Consider the following 17226-nt stretch of genomic DNA (forward strand, 5'->3'; position numbering starts at 1 on the left):
ATGACAAGCCCTGCGGGCACGGCGCCGGAATCCCCGGCCCACGCCGAAAATCCGGCCTCCGGAGCGGAAACCGGAGCACCGGTTTCCGCCGTCGAACAGCGTCTGGCGGAGCTGGGACTGGCCCTTCCGGACGTTGCGGCCCCGGTGGCTGCCTATGTTCCGGCCGTCATCTCCGGGAACCATGTTTATACGTCCGGCCAGCTGCCCTTTATTAACGGCAAACTCGAAGCTACCGGCAAGGTGTCCACGGGCACCGAGGGCTACGCTGACGAACCCACGGTTTCTCCCGAGGACGCCAAGCGCTTCGCTGCTGTCTGCGCCGTCAATGCCCTGGCCGCGGTCAAGAGCGTGATCGGCGACCTCGACCGCATCACCAGGATCGTCAAGGTGGTGGGCTTCGTTTCCTCCGATCCCACCTTTACCGGGCAGCCGGGAGTCATCAACGGCGCGTCCGAACTCCTGGGCAAGGTCCTCGGCGACGCCGGCCAGCATGCACGGTCCGCCGTCGGCGTGTCGGTGCTTCCGCTGGACTCGCCGGTCGAAGTCGAACTGATCGCCGAATTTAGCTAAGGCCGGTCACTTCCCTTGCCCCAGTTAGCCCGTCGCCTGTTTGTGCTGCCTCCCGATCTTGAGGGGGCAGCACAAAGCTGGCTCGAACATGGCGAGCGGACACCGCGCGCCGCACGCTACGCGTCCTCCGTTGTCCTGCTGAGGGACTCTCCCACAGGGCTCGAAACCTGGCTGGGCTACCGGCCGGGTTCCTCTCCGCTCGGCGTCCTCGCCTTTCCCGGCGGTTCGCTGGAGGCGTCCGACGACGACGCCGTCGGCTGGCTGGGCCCCACGCCGCAGCATTGGGCGGACCAGATGGGAACGGCCGACGTCGGGCTGGCGCGCCGCCACGTGGTTGGTGCCATCCGCGAACTCTTCGAAGAAACCGGCGTCCTGCTCGCCGGTCCGGACTTCTCCACCACGGTGGAGGCCACGTCCACGCCCGAATGGATGCGCGCCAGGATTGCCGTCGCCGAACAGGAGAAATCCTTTACGGACGTGCTGGCCAAGCGCGGATTGTCGATCCGCACGGATCTGCTGAAACCGCTGGTCAACTGGCTCAGCCCCGACTTCGCCCACCGCCGCTTCAACACCCGCTACTTTGCCGCCACCGTGCCCGTGAACCAACAGCCCACCCTGCTGGGAAGCAAGGGCGTGTGGGGCCGGTGGGTGTGCGCCAGCAAGGTTATCGCCGAACGTGACACCACTGCCCTGGGCGACGAAGTGGGCCAGGAAAACACGGTGGGCCTGAAACTCGGCCAGCTGCTGGTCCCCGGCTCCGAAATCATGCTCGAGAAGATGGCGGCCGCCAACGGCTGCATCGCCTACCTGAGCTATAAGCGCAAGCCGCACGTGTACCAGCCGAAGCTCGTCGACGAAGACGGCAAGCTGATGCTCGAAGTCGAAGCCGCCAAAACCGTGGCAGGAGAGCCTCAGCGCGAGCGCTAAGCCTACCGGGGTCTAACACATCCCCGGTAGGTGAACATGCAGAAGGCCGGCTCCGTTACTACGGGCCGGCCTTCTGTATGCGCTGTAAGGGTGTTGTGAGGACTAGCGGGAGCGCTGGCGGAGGCGCTGCATGTCCAGGATGACGACGGCGCGGGCTTCCAGGCGGAGCCAGCCTCGCTGCACGAACTCGGCCAGGGCCTTGTTCACGGTTTCGCGTGACGCGCCCACCAGCTGGGCCAGTTCTTCCTGCGTGAGCTCGTGGGCCACCAGGACGCCGTCGGTTGCCGGGCGGCCGAAGCGGTCGGCCAGGTCCAGCAGCGCCTTGGCCACGCGGCCCGGGACGTCGGAGAATACCAGGTCGGACAGGGAATCGTTGGTGCGGCGCAGGCGGCGGGCCAAGGCCTGCAGGAGCTGGGCCGATACCTCGGGGCGGGTGCGCAGGAGTGCGTTGAGGCTCTCGTTCTTCAGGCCGGCGAGGCGGGTCTCCGAGACGGCAGTTGCCGTGGCCGTGCGGGGGCTCGGATCGAAGAGCGCCATTTCGCCGAAGAGCTCGCCCGGGCCGAGGATGGCCAACAGGGACTCGCGTCCGTCCGGGGACGTGCGGCCCAGCTTCACCTTGCCGGAGACGATGAAGTAGAGCTGATCACCCTGGTCGCCTTCGCGGAAAACCGAGGCTCCGCGTGAGAGGTCCACCTCCGTGAGCTCGTCCGTGAGCAGGCGGAATGCCTCGTCGTCGAGCGTGGCGAATAGGGGTGCGCGGCGCAATACCTCGATGTCCATGAAATCTCCTGAGTAAATGTGTCGGCTGGGGCGCTTCAGCCATTGTTTCAGAATTTTGAAGGTTCTGTGACGTACTTGGCACGCGAAACGCCTGAAACGGCGCCGATAAGGCCCTTGCGGGGCCCCTACGCGGCAGTTTCCGACGGCGGGAACAGGGTTTGGCGGGCAAATTGCCGTTTGCTGCGGCGTCCGGCCCTGGTCGGCAAACTGTCAGGGTCCGCCCCTAGAATTAGGGCTTACCTGTTTTGTGAGGAGCCCGTGTGTTCGGCTTGACCATCCTGGACCTGGCGTTGATCCTGGTGCTGCTGTCGTACCTGATCTACGGCCTGCGCAATGGCTTCCTGGTGACCCTTGGCGGCATTGCCGGGTTTATCGTCGGTGCCGTGGCCGCGTTCGTTTCGGTGCCCGTCGTCAGCAACCTGGTGGAGGACAGCGGGTGGCGGCTCACCGCCATCGTGGCCGCCGCCGTCGTGCTGATTGTCCTGGGGCATGCGCTGGGAACCATGATCGGCCGCAAAATCCGCAGTGCCGTGCGGATCCAGCCCCTGCGGGCAATGGACCGGCTGGTGGGCGGAGGCGTCAACGTGGTGGTGGCAGCACTGGTCATGTCCATGCTGTCCTTCAGCATCAGCGCACTGGGCGTCCCGTTCGTGTCCCAGCAGCTGGCCGAGTCCAAGGTCATCCGGTTCATCGACGGCCTCACGCCCGTGCCGGTAAAAACGGCCGTGGCGCAGCTGCGCTCCACCGTGATCGGTGACGGCATCCCCACGCTCATCGAGGGACTCGGACAAGGCCAGCAGGTGGCCATTCCCAACGCCAGCACGGACACGCCGGCCCTGAACCGGGCAGCGGAATCCGTCCTGAAAATTGCTGGCACTGCCTACCAGTGCGGCCAGAACCAGACCGGAAGCGGCTTTGTGGTGTCGCCGGGGCGCGTTGTGACCAACGCCCATGTGGTGGCGGGCGTGTCGCAGCCGGTGGTGGAGATTCCCGGCGGGGGAGCCATGCCCGGCCGGGTGGTCTACTTCGACAGCCAGCATGACCTGGCGGTCCTCGCCGTGGACGGCCTGCCTTCGTCCCCGCTGCAGCTGAGTGCGGACCTTCCGGCCGGCAGCCCGGCCGCTTTCGCAGGCTACCCGCACGGCGGTCCGTTCCAATCCAAACCGGCAACGGTGCAGGACATCGCCACCGTCCTTGTTCCGGACATCTACGGCAGCAATGCGGCACCCGAGGATGTTTACCGGCTTGCCGGCGATGTCCAGCCGGGCAACTCCGGCGGCCCGCTCCTGACTACCGAAGGCCAGGTGGCCGGTGTGATCTTTGCGAAGGCAACCTCGGATGCCGATTTGGGCTTTGCCATCACCATGGATGACCTCGGTCCGGTGGCCGCCCAGGCCGCTGGGCTGAGCAGCCCCGTCTCATCCGGGCAGTGCATCCAGAAGTAAACGGGCACCGGGACTTAGAGCCACTCCAGGCTTTGGCCGTGCGGACCGGCGATGGCCACGGGAACGCCGTCCTGGAGGAGGAGGAAGCGGCCCTGCAGGCGGGCGTCATCCATTTCCGGCACCACCACCGAGCCGTCGGCCTGGGCAATGACCGTGTGGCCCTCGTTGGACAGCCAGTGGCAGCCCCGCTCTGCCGCAAGAGCGCCGATGGCGGCCCGGAAGGCTTCCCGCTGTGAGGCGTTAAGGTAGGCCATCACCGCGCTGTGGAACACCACCAGGGTTGCGTCCGGCGGCGCCTGTCCTGCCAGCGCCACCAGCTGCTCGTTGAGATCGCCGGCCACCAGGAGGGGCGTATCCTGGCGGGCGATGGCAATGGCCCGCCGCAGCCGCTCGCGGCGGAAGTACTGCTCCGGCCAAATGAGGGCTTCAAGCCAGGCGACGTCGTCGGGGTTGTTGATGTCCAGGGGGTTCAGGTCGATTCCGGCCCGCCACACCACCTCGGGCAGCCGGGAAGGAACCGGAACGGCACCTTGCACCGTGCAGTGCAAGACCGGCGGCCCGTCCGCCGGGGACCGGGCGGTGTCCGGCTGCGGGGCCAGCCGCGTGACAGACGCCCCGCGGTGGTACTCGTAGGCGTATTTGTCCGGGTACAGCGCCAGCCCTGCGGAGGCGCCCACCTCGATCAGGGCCAATGGACGGCCCGAGGCAGCGGCGATGCCCGCGAGGGAGGGCAGCAGCGTGGCGCAGCGGCCGGCCTCGTTGGTCTGCGTAGCGCGGGAGAGCACAATCCGGGAAACCTCCTCCCAGTTTGCGACCAGGAACTCCCGGAACGCGCGGTACGGGGTGATTCCAGCCCCGAGGAAGCGGGCGGCAGCGAGGACCAGCAGAGGTTGGCGCTTGTTGTGCGGCCACTGCTCGATGCGGCGGATCAGCTCGGGATCGTCGGCGATTCCCACTGACCATTCGGCGTAGCAGGGCGAGGAAGACGGCGCATCGACAGTCCCGAAGTTCCGGTACCAATCCGCCGTCCCCATGGTCAGGCCTTGCCGGCGTTCAGTTCTGCGAGGTATTCGACGGCGAACCGGTAGCCCATCACGCCGGCGCCGGCGATCACGGCCTTGCTGATGTCCGAAAGGTACGAGTGGTGCCGGAATTCCTCGCGGGCGTGGACGTTGGTGATGTGGACCTCCACGGCCGGCAGCTGCACCGCGGAGATGGCGTCCCTGATGGCCACGGAAGTGTGCGTGTACGCACCGGCGTTGAGGACGATGCCGATGGCCTTGCCCCGGGCTGCGTGAATAGCGTCAACCAGTGCGCCCTCGTGGTTGGACTGGAAGCACTCAACCTCCAGGCCGTACGTTGCGGCGGCATCCTTGGCGAGCTGTTCGACGTCGGCCAGCGTGGCCGTGCCGTACTTCTCCGGTTCCCGGGTTCCCAGCAGGTTCAGGTTGGGCCCGTTGAGGACCAGGATGGTGCCGCGGCCGGCGTCGGTGGCGGGGGAGGCTTCAGTCATGTCAGCCAATCTATCGCTTTGCGGGCGGCGTGCGCCGTTCTTTACGAGCCACTGCAGCTGCGCAGCTGTTGTGCCTATTCGGTGATTTTGGCGATCCTGCGCAGTGCCACTGCGCAGACCGGCAGGTAGGCCAGCGCCCAACACGGGACAGTGAACGTGGCCCGGCAGCCGTCCCCCTCCGGAACCACGAGGTGCCCGGTGGCCCGGATACCGGCCACGGCCCAGGCCCATGACCGGCCCGCGTCGAATTCCGTCACCGTGAACGGCAGCCTTAGGCCGAGTCGAGTCCGCACCCGGCCTGTGCTGCCGGCTTGGAGGCCGGGCGAGTCGAGTTCGGCACCCGTTATGGAAGGCCCCCAATCCGGCCAGCGCCCGACGTCGGTGAGCAACCCCCACACGTCCGCCGCGGACGCAGCGATGTGCCGTGACACGGAAAACCGCATGCCAGCTACCCGAAATCCGGGCGCAGAATGGCCTGCGCCGCGCGGTGGCCGCTTTCGAGGGCACCCTGGATGGACGCGGTGGCGCGGTAGTCCCCGCAAAGAAAGAGGCCCGGCGAGGCCTCCGCCGGGTGCGGTGATCCCAACGGCGGCGGCTGGGCGGGCAAGGCCTGTGGAACTTCGTGCCTCGCCACCAGTTCCCAATGCGTAGCATCCTCACCGTAGATCCCAGCGGCGTGATTGCGGACCTCGTCGTCGCCGGGCACCGGCCGTCCCGGGCCGAACAGGGCCGAGGTCTGCACCAGGTGCCTGCCCGCGGGTGCGTACCCGGGCGCGGCGTTGGATACGACGGCGGTATTGACCAAGGGACCGCCGCGAGGTTCCCGGGCATCGAGGCAGAGCATGTTGAGCCGCGACGGCGGCTCGCTGGCCGCAAACCAGTGCGTCAGCACCCCCTTCATGGCCGGGGCGCCGCCGCGCCCCGCCCTGCCGGCTGCCGCACCGCGGGCCGGCGCGCCGGCGTCGTTGTTTCCCGGCGCCAGGCTTCCGGCACTGACCGGATCGGTGGCCAGCACCACCTGCTCTGCGCGGAGCTCCGCTCCGGGGGCACGGACCAGCATGGAACCGCCCTCGCGCCGGATGGACTCCACCGTGGTCCGGGTGCGCACCGGTGCGGCGAGGGAAGCCGCCAGCTGCCTGGGCAGCGCCTGCATGCCCAGCCGCGGCAGCCCCGGCACACCCAGCGCGAAGGTGCGCAGCAGGAGCAGGGCGAAGTCATTGGAGGTGCTGCCGTCGTCTTCCAGGAGCACCCCCGCGAAAAACTGTTCAACCACCCGGCGGAGTTCGCCGGAAAGGCGGGCGTCATCCAGCGCCCGGTGCAGCGTGACGTCCCGCCCGGACCCTCCGGTGCGACGCCCTGCGGTGCGACTTCCGCCGTCGTCGTACTGCCCCCACGATCGGACAAATGCCGGAGCCGCCCAGCGGAGGAGGGCAGCCGCATCACGTGGCTTGGCGATGCCGCTGCCAACCGTCCGGGCGATCAGCCGGGGTTCGCGCAGCGGGTGGGCGAGCACGGCGAAACCGTCATCGCGCCGGACGCCGAGGCCGGCGCCGAAGGGCTGCAGTTCCAGCGCGCCCACGTCCACCCAGCGCCGGACGGCCGGGTAGGCGGGATTCAGCACCTGGAACCCGCGGTCCACCAGGAAACCGTCCACCTGTTCCGTGCGGATCCGGCCTCCGACGTCGTCGTCTGCTTCCCACACCTGCACGTCACGCCCGGCGGCCTGCAGTTCGCGGGCACACTGGAGCCCCGCGAGCCCGGCACCGACCACCAGGACTTCACACGAATCGGTCATGGTTCATCTTGGCACGCCGGGGCGGGGCAGCCGGTGGCCCGGGACCGCCGTTTCCCGCGACTCTGGCCACCCTTAGCGGGGGTGCCTAGACTTGAAGGACCATCGTGCGGAGCTCCCGTACCGGTCAGCTCGCGCGGAAAGCCCGATCTGGAGAGAGCGTCATCATGCGCTGCAAAAATGTGGATTCAGGAAACGCAATTCGCCGTGCCGCCGTGGGACTTGTTGCCCTCGCAGCACTCTTAGCGCCGGCGCCTGTGGCGTCCGCCGCCCCGCCGTCAAACGGCCACGACAAAGTCATTGAGCTCCCGGGCGCGTCGTCGGCCGAGGGCATAGCCGAGGGGGAGGGCACCAGCTTCTTCGCCGGGGACCTGCTCAAGGGGGATATTTTCCGCGGTGACATCCGCAGGGGAACCGCCAGGCTTTACATTGACGTGCCCGACGGCCGGATGGCGGTCGGCATGAAGGTGGACGTGGAGAACGGCCTGCTCTTCGTGGCCGGCGGCGCCACCGGCCAGGCCTACGTCTATGACACTGACACCCGAAAGACAGTGGCCACCTATCAGCTGACCACTGAACCGGCGTTTATCAATGACGTCGCAGTGACCCCCGACGGCGCCTGGTTCACCAACTCGCGCAAGGGTGAGCTGTACTTCGTCCCGGTGGACCGCCACGGCACACCGGGCGAGGCCAGCACGCTCGAACTGACCGGACCGGCCGCGGCCACCCCGGCCGACTTCAACCTGAACGGCATCGCGGCCGTCCGGGGCGGCCGGACCCTGATCGTGGCCCACACCGCCAACGAGGCCCTGTACACGGTGGACCCGGACTCCGGTTCCAGCGCCGACATCACCGGCGCCGGCCTGCCCTTCGTGGACGGGATCGTGGTGAAGGGGAACACCCTCTGGGCCGTTCAGAACATGCTCAACCAGGTGAGCCGTGTCCGGCTGGACTCCCGGCTGGATTCCTTCGAGGTCAGGGACGTGATCACCAGCCCTGACTTCCAGGTCCCGACGACGGCAGCCCTGTTCGGCGATACGCTCGCCGTGGTCAATGCGAAGTTCGGCGTTCCCGGGGCCAGCACCTACGAAGTGGTCCTCGCCGACGCCCGCTAAGCGGTCTCGGAAAGCCAAGAGCCTGCCGGCCGGGTTGGTACCCGGCCGGCAGGCTCTTTGGGACGCGGTGAAACTACACGGCGTTGAGGCTACACGGCAGTGAAGCTGAGCAGCAGTGCATGCTCCGGGTTGAGGACGGGCATGGGCAGGCCCACCTCGGACAGGAACCGGCCGCTGGCTTCTGCACCCTCGGTCAGCCATGCGGGGGGCTGCGCCTGGGTGTAGTTGTGCGCGTAGTCGGCATCGCCGGGCGTCGGGAAGATGGCCTCCACGCGGTAGCTGCGGTCCTGGTCCAGTCCCGGAATGGTGATGCGGCCCGGCTGCTCCGCGAGCGAGGTCCTGGTGCTGACCAGCGCGAACAGTGCCGCCGTGTCCCCGGTTGCGGGGCTGCCGTGGGAAACGACGCCGTGCAGCATCAGCGAATCGTCGGCAACATCCGCCCGGACCATCCGGCCCGAGTGGATCAGGCCGCGGTGCTCCTTGTAGAGCCCGATGAAACGCTTGAGTTCTTCGCGCTCCGCGCCGTGGACCTGGCGGACGTCCCACTCGAGGCCGAAGTGTCCGAACAAGGCGGTGATGGCTCGGAACGAAACGTCGTGCGTGCGGCCCGTGGTGTGGGACGTGGTGGGGCCGATGTGTCCTCCGACCAGTTCCGGCGGCACCACCAGTCCGGTCCAGCGCTGGATGGTCTGGCGTTCCAGGGCATCGTTGCAGTCCGAAGCCCAGATCCGGTCCGTGCGTTCCAGGATGCCCAGGTCCACGCGTGCCCCGCCGGAAGAGCAGCTCTCGATCTCGAGGCCGGGATGGGCTTTCCTGAGCTCGTCGAAGAGGCGGTAGGCGGCCAGGGTCTGTTCGTGGACGGAGGCGCGCCCGGCGTGGCCGTGCTCGGTGAGGTCCCGGTTCTGGTCCCACTTCAGGTAGCTGATGTTGTTTTCGCGCAACAGGGCGTCGATCCGGTCGAAGACGTACTGCCAGGCCTCGGGATTGACCAGGTCGATGACGTGCTGGTGGCGCCAGGTCAACGGCAGCCGGCCGCCGTCCTTGTGGGACCGTGCGGCGGGCCCGACGATCCAGTCCGGGTGGGCGCGCGCGGTGTCCGAGTCCAGGTTGATCATTTCGGGCTCCACCCAGAGGCCGAATTCCATGCCGCGGGAGGTGACGGCGTCGATCAGGGGCGTGAGGCCGTCCGGCCAGAGGCCTTCGTCCACGTACCAGTCGCCCAGGCCTGCCTGGTCGTGCCGGCGGCCGCGGAACCACCCGTCGTCGAGCACGAAGCGCTCCACGCCCAGGTCCGCCGCGGAATCGGCCAGTTCGACCAGCGTGCCGAGATCGTGGTTGAAGTAGACGGCTTCCCAGACGTTCAGCACCACAGGCCGGGCCTTGCCGGTGCCCGCAGTGCCTGCTCCTGAAACGGCTGACGGCGCAGGCAGCACGTGGTGCGGGCGGCTCCTGAACCAGCTGTAGAAAGCTTCGCTGATGCCGTCCAGGCCACGGTCCGAGTAGGCCGCGAAGAGAGCGGGGGTGGTGTAGCTGCCGTTCGCCTGGAGGACCACTTCGGCGGGACCCAGCAGCTCGGACCCTCCGATGACGGTCCGTCCGTCCCCGATGCTGTCCGCGAACTGCTCATGGTTTCCGCTCCAGGCCAGGTGGGTGGCCCAGACCTTGCCGTGGCGGTTGCCGAAGCCTGCCGTGCCGGCGGCCAGCAGCAGAGAGGAGTCGTGTCCGGTGCGGCCGTGCCGGCCGGTCCGCACCCAGGTGCCCTGCTGGATGGCGCGGCGCTGGGGGTGGCGTTCACGGCACCACCGTCCGGTCAGGTCAAGGAGTTCGACGGCGTCGGGAGCCACCGGCAGCACGGTGGCCAGTTCGTCGAGCTGAAAAGGCGACGTGCCGGTGTTGGTGACGGTGTGGCGCATTTCCAGCAGCCCGCCGTCGTGCAGTTCCAGCGTGGATTCAACGGAGATGCCGGCATCGGGATCAGACTGGACAATCACAGCTGAACTTCCTCCGGTCTTGACGTCCGTGACGCGGAGGCGGACGGAAAAGTCGTAGCCGGGTACGCCGTCGGCGATCCGGTGCCCCCGGAGGGCCGGGCGTCCACGCCAGCTGGAGGATGCCTGCGGAAGCAGCCCGGCGGGGACGGCGGCGTCGACGGCGGACGGCGGGATCGCTTCGCCGAGGATGGCCAGATCGGGCAGTGAAGCGCCCAGATCGGCGCCCCAGTGAATGACCTCGGCCTCCCCGCTGTCGAAGCTGATCACCAGGCTGGTGCCGGCGGAGCGGAGGTGCAGGGGATCCATGGGGGTTCTCTTTCGTTGTGGCGGGCGTCCGGTGACGCTGCCGGCGGGGTTCGTATGGTGTGTTTGTCAGTACGTGCGGGGTGGAGCGCCCCGGGTGCCGCCGCTCCGCGAGGATGAAGCGGCGGCACCGGGGCCGTGGCTGCGACCACTTACGCAGCCACTACAGGTGCGATCTACTTGAAGAGATCGTTCACCTGGTTGTTGGCTTCGGTCAAGGAGCTGGCAGGCTTTTTGCCGGATACCACAGCGTCCATGGCAGGCTCCATGATGCCCTTGACCTTGGCAGTATTGTCAGTGATGGGGTAGAGGAAAGTAGTTCCGTTCTTGACGTGCTCGGTGAAGGCGGTGACATCTACACCCTTGGCCTTGAATGCTTCCGCAGCTTTTTCGGAAGAGGCCTTGAGGGCCGGGAACACTACAGCCTTGGATGCGACGACGTCCTGGCAAGGTGCCGAGGCAAGGTACTCCACCCACTTGATGGCGGCGTCCTTCTTCTTGGTGCCGGCCCAGATCGAGTCGGCCAGGCCGTTGAACATCGAGGCCCGCTTGCCTTCCGGACCCACGGGGGTGGGAGCGATGCCCACCTCAACACCCTTGTACCCGGTGTACTGGCCGATCATCCATGAGCCGTGGGCGTTGATGGCTGACTTGCCTGCGGCGAAGGTGTCGGCCATGGCCGCGCCAACAGTGGTTTCGAGCTTGGGCATGTAGCCCTTGTCAACCAGCCCGGCGAACCAGTCGATTGAGGACTGGAACTTGGGGTCGTCATAGTTGTAGTGCGTTCCCCACGGGTTTTTGTCCGTGTGTGACCAGCCGGTGGTGTTGGTGAGGTAGCTCCACTCAGTCTGGCCTGAGGAGTCGCCGCCGCCGTTGAGTCCAAGGCCGTAGACATCCACATTGTTCTTGTCGAAGCCCGCTTCGTCCCCGCGCTTGCCGTTCTTGTCAACGGTCAGGTGGGCAATGACCTTCTCGTACGTGCCGCCGTCCTGCGGGTTCCAGGTGAGGTTCTTCATCTCTTCTTCAGAGACGCCGGCCTTGGAAAGCATGGCCTTGTTGTAGAACAACCCGATGGTGTCCCAGTCCTTCGGCAGGCCGTAGCGCTTGCCGTCCTGGCCCACCCAGAGGTCCGCGAGTCCCTCGTTGTAGGCGGACAGGTCCACGTTGTCCTTCTTGACGGCGTCGTCAATGGGGAGCAGCTGCTTGTTCGCGGCGAGCTCGCCGTAGCGGCCCAGGTGGTTGGTGAAGACGTCGGGAGCCGTGCCGCCAACGAACCCGTTCGTGAGCGTGCTCCAGTAATCGTCCCAGCCGCGCTGGGTGATCTTGACCTTGATGTCCGGGTTGGCCTTCTGGAAGTCATCAGCGCACTGCTGGTAGGCGGGAAGCTGGTTGGCGTCCCAGAGCCAGTAGCTGAGCTCGCCCTTGGCCGATTCTGCTGAGGATCCTGAGCCGCCGCCACAGGCGGAGAGTGAGAGCGCGATGGCTGCGGCGACGGCGACGGTGCCGAGGGATTTCTTCATTGTTTTCTTTCCGTTCGGGATGGGATGGGGAGTCGGGGTGGTGGGGAGAAGCAGGGGGTTACTTGATTCCGGAGAATCCGATGGAGTTGACGATTTTCTTGCCGAAGGCGGCGAAGAGGATCAGTACGGGCAAGGCAGACACCAGGGTTGCGGCCATGAGGCCGGACCAGTCCGGCGCTCCCTGCGGGGATTGCGACTTGAAGACGCCGAGCCCCACCTGGAGGACTCGGACATCGTCCTGGGAACCGACCAGCAGGGGCCAGAAGTACTCGTTCCACTGCCCGATGAAGGTCAGCAGGGCCAGGGTGGCCAGGGGTGCGGCGGCATTCGGGAGAACGATCTGGAAGAAGATGCGCAGGTGCTTGGCGCCGTCGAGCATGGCCGCCTCTTCCACTTCGCGTGACATGTTCAGGAAGAACTGACGGAGGAAGAAGATCGCGAAGGGGGTCATGAACACGTATGGCAGGACCATGCCGAGCATTGTGTTGAGCAGGTCCAGGTTCTTGATCAGCAGGAAGTTGGGCAGTGCGGTGAAGATTGGCGGGACCAGCATGGTGCCCAGGAACAGGCTGAATACGGCGTTCCGGCCCTTCCAGCGCAGACGGGCAAAGGCGTAGGCGGCCATCGCGCTGAAGAACACGGCTCCGGCGGTGGTGATGGAGGAGAAGATGATCGAGTTGCGCAGGTACAGCCAGAAGTCGATGGCTGCGCCGGAACCGCCTTCGGCGACGGCGTCGGCCGGGCTCTGCAGCCCGAACACGCGCATGAAGGCACCCAGCGTGAAGTCCGCCGGAAGGAGGCTGGCCGATTGGGAGGCCAGTGACCCGTTGGTGGACAGTGCCGTGCGGAGCACCCAGAGGAACGGGACCACAGAGACCGCGATGGCCAGGGCCAGCAGGGCCCAGGCGCCTGCGCGGCGGGTGTTGAAGGGACGGCGACGGCGGGTGGTGGCCGGCTTCGGTGCGCGGCTGGTGGTGGTGGTCATGCGGGGCTCCTTAGTCCAGGTCCGACTCGTTGCCCCGGAGGAACTTCATCTGAATGAAGGCAACGAGGGCGAGGATGAGGAAGAGAATGACGGCGATGGCGGACCCGTAGCCGAAGTCCGACTCAGTGAAGGCGCGCTGGTAGATGTAGTACTGGATGACGCGGGTGGCGTTGACCGGTCCGCCCTGGGTGGTCACGGCCACGGTGTCGAAGACCTGGAAAGAGCCGATCACCGTCACCACGAGTACCAGAACCAGGACCGGGCGCAGCAACGGCATGGTCACCTTGCGGAACGTCTGGAACGGAGACGCGCCGTCAAGGTTGGCCACTTCATAAAGGTGCTGCGGGATGGCCTGGAGGCCGGCAAAGATGAGCAGTGCGGTGTAGCCCATGTGCCGCCAGGTGTTGATCAGGGCCTGGGTGGGGATTGCCCACTCCTCACTGCCGAAGAACGCGACGCGGGGAAGGCCGCTCCATTCGATGAACTGGTTCACCACGCCGATCTGGTAGTCCAGCATCCAGAACCAGAGCAGGGCGGCGATCACGTTTGACATCAGGTAGGGAAGCAGCAGGGCCCCTCGCACAAGGGTGGATTTAGCCACCCTGTCCATCAGCAGTGCCAGGCCGAGTGCCAGGGCCGTCTGGAGCACGATATTGATGAGGACGTACTGCCCTGTGACGGCCAAGGAATTCCAGAACAGGGCATCCTTGGCAATCGCTGCGTAATTGTCGAAGCCGACCCATTCCGGGTCACCGAGGATGTTGTATTCCGTGAAGCTCAAGTAGATACCGCGGAACGTGGGCACAACGTAGAAGAGGATGAACCCGATCATCGCCGGGGCAATGAAGAAGAGGGCGATCTTGAGGTCGCCGAACCGGCGGAGGCCGCCTCGCGGCGTTGGCGCTCCGGACCGGAGCTTTGCAGAACTCTCGTGCTTGGTAAGGGTGGTCATCTTCGACCCTTTCCTGACTGTGATGTGGATTACAACTGAGGATGAATCTACACGAGTAGATTCGAGGTGGCAAGTATTTCTTCCCATGAATCGGGAGGATTTCCGATATCGCCGAAAATTCGTTGACTCGAGTAGATTCCGGTGGAAGACTCGCAGTAAGCCCGCAGGGGCCAGTCGTGCCCGGTATCGCGGGCCAATCAGGGAAAGGTAAACAATGACGTTTTCAATCGGAGTCGTCGGCGTCGGACAGTTCGGCGGCCATTTCGCCCACCTCTTCAAGCTCCACCCGGGAGTCAGCGAGGTCTACGTCGTCGACGAACGCCCGGAACGCGCCGCCGCAGCGCTTGAGCGCTGGGGGCTTGACGGCACCAAGGGGAGCTTCGAGGAGCTGCTGGAGTCCGACGTCGATGCAGTCGCCATCTTCACGCAGCGCTGGACCCACGGTCCCCTGGTGGAACAGGCGCTGCGCGCCGGAAAGCATGTCTACTCCGCTGTTCCGATGGCGGTTTCGGAAGAAGAGATCGAACGCATCATCGCGGCGGTGAAGGAAACCGGGCTTGTCTATGCGATGGGTGAGACCAGCTACTACAACCCCGCCACCGTGTACGCCCGCAACCAGCACGCGGCCGGCAAATTCGGCCGGATCTTCTACAGCGAAGGCGACTATGTCCACGACATGGACCTGGGCTTCTACGACGCCTACCAGTACAGTGGCGGGGAATCGTGGAAGTCGACGGCGAGCTACCCGCCCATGCTGTACCCCACCCACGCCATCGGCGGCGTCCTGGGGGCGATTCCATCCCACGCAGTCAGCGTCAGCTGCATCGGAGTCCGGGACGACCGCAAGGACGGTGTCTTCGACAAGGACGTGAGCATGTTCGGCAACGACTTCTCCAACGCCACGGCACTCTTTGAACTGAACGACGGCGGCGCCATGCGCACCAACGAAATGCGCCGCGTGGGGTATCCGTCTCACATCCGTGAATCACGGTTCCGCTTCTTCGGCACCGAGGCGAGCTTTGAGCAGCTTGCCAAGGTGACGGTGTGGCAGGACAAGGAAAACGTCCACGACATCTCCGAACAGGTGGAAACCCGGCCCAGCATCCCGCTGGACGACCCGTCGCTGGCCGACGTCGCCCCGGAACTGCGGGACGCCTTCATCTCCGGACTTGCCCCTGTGCACGACCGCGGACGCCTGCCGGAGGAATTCCGTGGCGCCCCGAACGGCCACGAAGGAAGCCACCAGTTCCTGGTGGACGACTTCGTGACGGCGGTCAACGAAGGGACGCTTCCGCCCGTCAACGCCTGGGTTGCCGCGCGCTTCACGCTTCCCGGAATCGTGGCGCACGCCTCGGCCCAGCAGAACGGCGAACGCCTGCCGATCCGCGATTTTGGCGACGCTCCGCAGCGTGCATAGCTAGCATGTACTCCATGACCATTCCCGCAACGCATCCGCCCCGAGGCCCGGTAACCCGCAAGGATGTTGCCCGCTATGCGGGTGTGAGCACTGCGGTGGTCAGTTACGTTGTCAACGGCGGACCCAAGCGGGTTGCGCCGGCCACCGAGGCAAAGGTCCAGGACGCCATCCGCGTCCTGGGCTACCGTCCCAACGCCGCGGCACGTGCGCTGAAACTCGGTTCCAGCGAAACCATCGGCCTGATCATTCCGGACAACAGCAACCCTTTCTTCTCCTTGCTGGCGCACGCGGTGGAAGACGCCGCCGCTGACCGGGGATTTGCGCTGGTTCTAACGAACTCGGACGGCAATGTAACGAAGGAAAGGCGGAACATCCGCAACTTGGCCGCCCGCCAGGTGGATGGCGTGGTGCTGGCCAGTGTGCTATTTGAACCGGACCTCGCGGAACTTGAGTCGGCCGAGATCCCCTCGGTATTGCTCAATCACAGCGGGGATTCCCCCGGTTTCAACAGCGTGGGCGTGGATCTTGCCGCCGGCGCCAAGATCGGTGTGGAGCACCTGATCTGGCACGGCCACAAGAACATTGCGCTGGCCATGGGCACCAACGTCTCCAACGAGGTCGACGGACGTGAACAGGGCTGGCTTCAGGCGCTGGCTGCGGCCGGCCTGCCGGAAGGCCCCATTGTCCGCGGTGAATTCACCCGGGAGGGTGGCTACGCGGCGGGGCAGCGCCTGGTGGCTTCTGCCAGCCATCCGACCGCGGTGTTTGCGAGCTCCGACATGCAGGCCATCGGAATCCTCAGGGCCCTGCATGAGGCCGGCGTCTCCGTTCCGCAGGATATGGCGCTGACGTCCTTCGACGGGTCCGCCGAGGCGGAGTTCAGCTGGCCCGCACTGACCACAGTGGAGCAGCCGGTCCGCGCCATGGCGGAAGCCGCCGTCAGTGCCCTGGTGGGTGAAACGAAGGGAAGCCCGCCCGAACATAGGCTGTTCCCCACCCGGCTGCGCATCAGGCAGTCCTGCGGCTGCCCGTAGCCGGACCCGGGCCGTGAACAGCGCCGGATGCAGGGTTACCCCGCTTTGGCGATCCGGAGCCGGCTGACGCTTTCCTGCAGGATCCGCCGCGCGTCGCTGCTGAGCCCGGCGTCGCTGATGACCTCGTCCGCCTCCTCGAACCCGGCAATGGTGCTCATGCCCTGGGTGCCCCACTTGGTGTGGTCGGCCACCACCACCACCTTGCGTGAGGCCGCCACGAACGCGCGGTCCGTCTCGGCCTCCAGCAGGTTGGGAGTGGTGAAACCGGCATCGGGATCCATGCCGTGCACGCCCAGGAACAGCAGGTCCAGGTGCAGATGCTTCAGCGCGGCCGTCGCAATGGGGCCCACCAATGCGTCCGACGGCGTGCGCTCGCCGCCGATCAGGATCACCGTGGAGCCGTAGCGTCCTGCCCCGGAAGACGAGCCGTGATGGAAGAGATCGGCTATGCGGATGGAGTTGGTCACCACGGTGATGCGCGGTCCGTTGACGAGTTCCTTGGCCAGCGCCCACGTGGTGGTTCCGGCGCCCAGCCCCACCGCCATCCCCTCATGCACCAGCGAAGCTGCTTCCAGGGCGATGGCCCTCTTTTCCGCCGTGAGCTGCGTCGACTTCTGCTCGAAGCCGGGTTCATGGGTGCTGGCATCGCCGGGGAGCTTGGCGCCGCCGTGGATCCGTTCCACCCGGCCGCCCTCCTCCAGCAGCTCGATGTCCCGCCGAACGGTCATGAGCGACACACCCAGCTGCTGCGCGAGATCCGACACGCGGACCACCCGCTCGCGCTGGACGGCGTCCACGATTGCCTGGTGGCGTGCTGCGGGGAGCATGGAGTTCCTTTCGGGTTGTGGGCGGGGGAGTGCTGTCCCCGTCAGCTTCCATCAT

At 66.3% G+C, this 17226-nt stretch carries 16 protein-coding genes; 6 read left to right on the plus strand and 10 right to left on the minus strand.

Translation table 11 applies throughout. The annotated features are described in order from the left end of the window. Positions 1-570, plus strand: coding sequence for a RidA family protein (locus tag JOE31_RS05485; protein ID WP_209742506.1), 570 nt, complete (start codon positions 1-3; stop codon positions 568-570). A 15-nt stretch (positions 571-585) separates the two neighbouring features. Further along, positions 586-1497: an NUDIX hydrolase gene (locus JOE31_RS05490; RefSeq protein WP_209742507.1), complete on the plus strand. Its 912-nt coding sequence runs from the start codon at positions 586-588 to the stop codon at positions 1495-1497. A 102-nt stretch (positions 1498-1599) separates the two neighbouring features. Here JOE31_RS05490 and JOE31_RS05495 read toward each other — a convergent pair whose 3' ends face one another. Next, entirely contained in the window at positions 1600-2277 is a 678-nt protein-coding gene (locus JOE31_RS05495; protein WP_011693220.1) for a Crp/Fnr family transcriptional regulator, read from the minus strand. Between the two features lie 260 nt (positions 2278-2537). On the opposite strand from JOE31_RS05495, the gene JOE31_RS05500 reads away from it, so the two are divergent. After that, complete coding sequence (locus JOE31_RS05500; RefSeq protein ID WP_209742508.1) at positions 2538-3722, plus strand: MarP family serine protease; 1185 nt, start codon at positions 2538-2540, stop codon at positions 3720-3722. Between the two features lie 14 nt (positions 3723-3736). Here the strand turns inward: JOE31_RS05500 and JOE31_RS05505 are convergent, their stop codons facing one another. The 4 genes from JOE31_RS05505 to JOE31_RS05520 all read right to left on the minus strand — a co-directional run bounded on the left by JOE31_RS05505 (position 3737) and on the right by JOE31_RS05520 (position 7030). After that, the gene (locus JOE31_RS05505) at positions 3737-4756 is read right to left on the minus strand and encodes a DUF2332 domain-containing protein (protein ID WP_209742509.1); all 1020 of its coding nucleotides are present in this window, start codon (positions 4754-4756) and stop codon (positions 3737-3739) included. 2 nt (positions 4757-4758) lie between these two features. Continuing rightward, a complete protein-coding gene (gene aroQ / locus JOE31_RS05510; protein ID WP_209742510.1) occupies positions 4759-5235 on the minus strand; it encodes a type II 3-dehydroquinate dehydratase in 477 nt (158 codons plus the stop codon). 74 nt (positions 5236-5309) lie between these two features. Continuing rightward, positions 5310-5678 carry an SRPBCC family protein gene (locus JOE31_RS05515; RefSeq protein ID WP_209742511.1) on the minus strand — a complete coding sequence of 123 codons (369 nt, stop codon included), beginning with the start codon at positions 5676-5678 and terminating at the stop codon, positions 5310-5312. Positions 5679-5683: 5 nt separating this feature from the next. Next, positions 5684-7030 (minus strand): NAD(P)/FAD-dependent oxidoreductase, encoded by a 1347-nt coding sequence (locus JOE31_RS05520; RefSeq protein WP_209742512.1) that lies wholly within the window; start codon positions 7028-7030, stop codon positions 5684-5686. Positions 7031-7194: 164 nt separating this feature from the next. On the opposite strand from JOE31_RS05520, the gene JOE31_RS05525 reads away from it, so the two are divergent. Continuing rightward, the gene (locus tag JOE31_RS05525) at positions 7195-8142 is read left to right on the plus strand and encodes an SMP-30/gluconolactonase/LRE family protein (RefSeq protein WP_209742513.1); all 948 of its coding nucleotides are present in this window, start codon (positions 7195-7197) and stop codon (positions 8140-8142) included. 89 nt (positions 8143-8231) lie between these two features. On the opposite strand, the gene JOE31_RS05530 is transcribed toward JOE31_RS05525, so the two are convergent. From JOE31_RS05530 to JOE31_RS05545, 4 genes are all read right to left on the minus strand, one after another. After that, a complete protein-coding gene (locus JOE31_RS05530) occupies positions 8232-10439 on the minus strand; it encodes an alpha-galactosidase (protein WP_209742514.1) in 2208 nt (735 codons plus the stop codon). Positions 10440-10612: 173 nt separating this feature from the next. Continuing rightward, positions 10613-11956: a sugar ABC transporter substrate-binding protein gene (locus JOE31_RS05535; protein ID WP_209742515.1), complete on the minus strand. Its 1344-nt coding sequence runs from the start codon at positions 11954-11956 to the stop codon at positions 10613-10615. Between the two features lie 58 nt (positions 11957-12014). Continuing rightward, positions 12015-12941, minus strand: coding sequence for a carbohydrate ABC transporter permease (locus tag JOE31_RS05540; RefSeq protein WP_011693211.1), 927 nt, complete (start codon positions 12939-12941; stop codon positions 12015-12017). 10 nt (positions 12942-12951) lie between these two features. Next, on the minus strand, positions 12952-13893 hold the full coding sequence (locus JOE31_RS05545; protein ID WP_209742516.1) for a carbohydrate ABC transporter permease: 942 nt from the start codon (positions 13891-13893) through the stop codon (positions 12952-12954). 214 nt (positions 13894-14107) lie between these two features. Here JOE31_RS05545 and JOE31_RS05550 point away from each other — a divergent pair, with 214 nt between their 5' ends. Further along, on the plus strand, positions 14108-15310 hold the full coding sequence (locus JOE31_RS05550; protein ID WP_209742517.1) for a Gfo/Idh/MocA family protein: 1203 nt from the start codon (positions 14108-14110) through the stop codon (positions 15308-15310). Between the two features lie 14 nt (positions 15311-15324). Continuing rightward, entirely contained in the window at positions 15325-16344 is a 1020-nt protein-coding gene (locus JOE31_RS05555) for a LacI family DNA-binding transcriptional regulator (protein WP_374100806.1), read from the plus strand. A gap of 35 nt (positions 16345-16379) precedes the next feature. On the opposite strand, the gene JOE31_RS05560 is transcribed toward JOE31_RS05555, so the two are convergent. Then, a complete protein-coding gene (locus JOE31_RS05560; protein ID WP_209742519.1) occupies positions 16380-17171 on the minus strand; it encodes a DeoR/GlpR family DNA-binding transcription regulator in 792 nt (263 codons plus the stop codon). Positions 17172-17226 lie beyond the last annotated feature (55 nt).

The organism is Arthrobacter sp. PvP023 (assembly GCF_017832975.1).
Classification (GTDB): Bacteria; Actinomycetota; Actinomycetes; order Actinomycetales; family Micrococcaceae; genus Arthrobacter.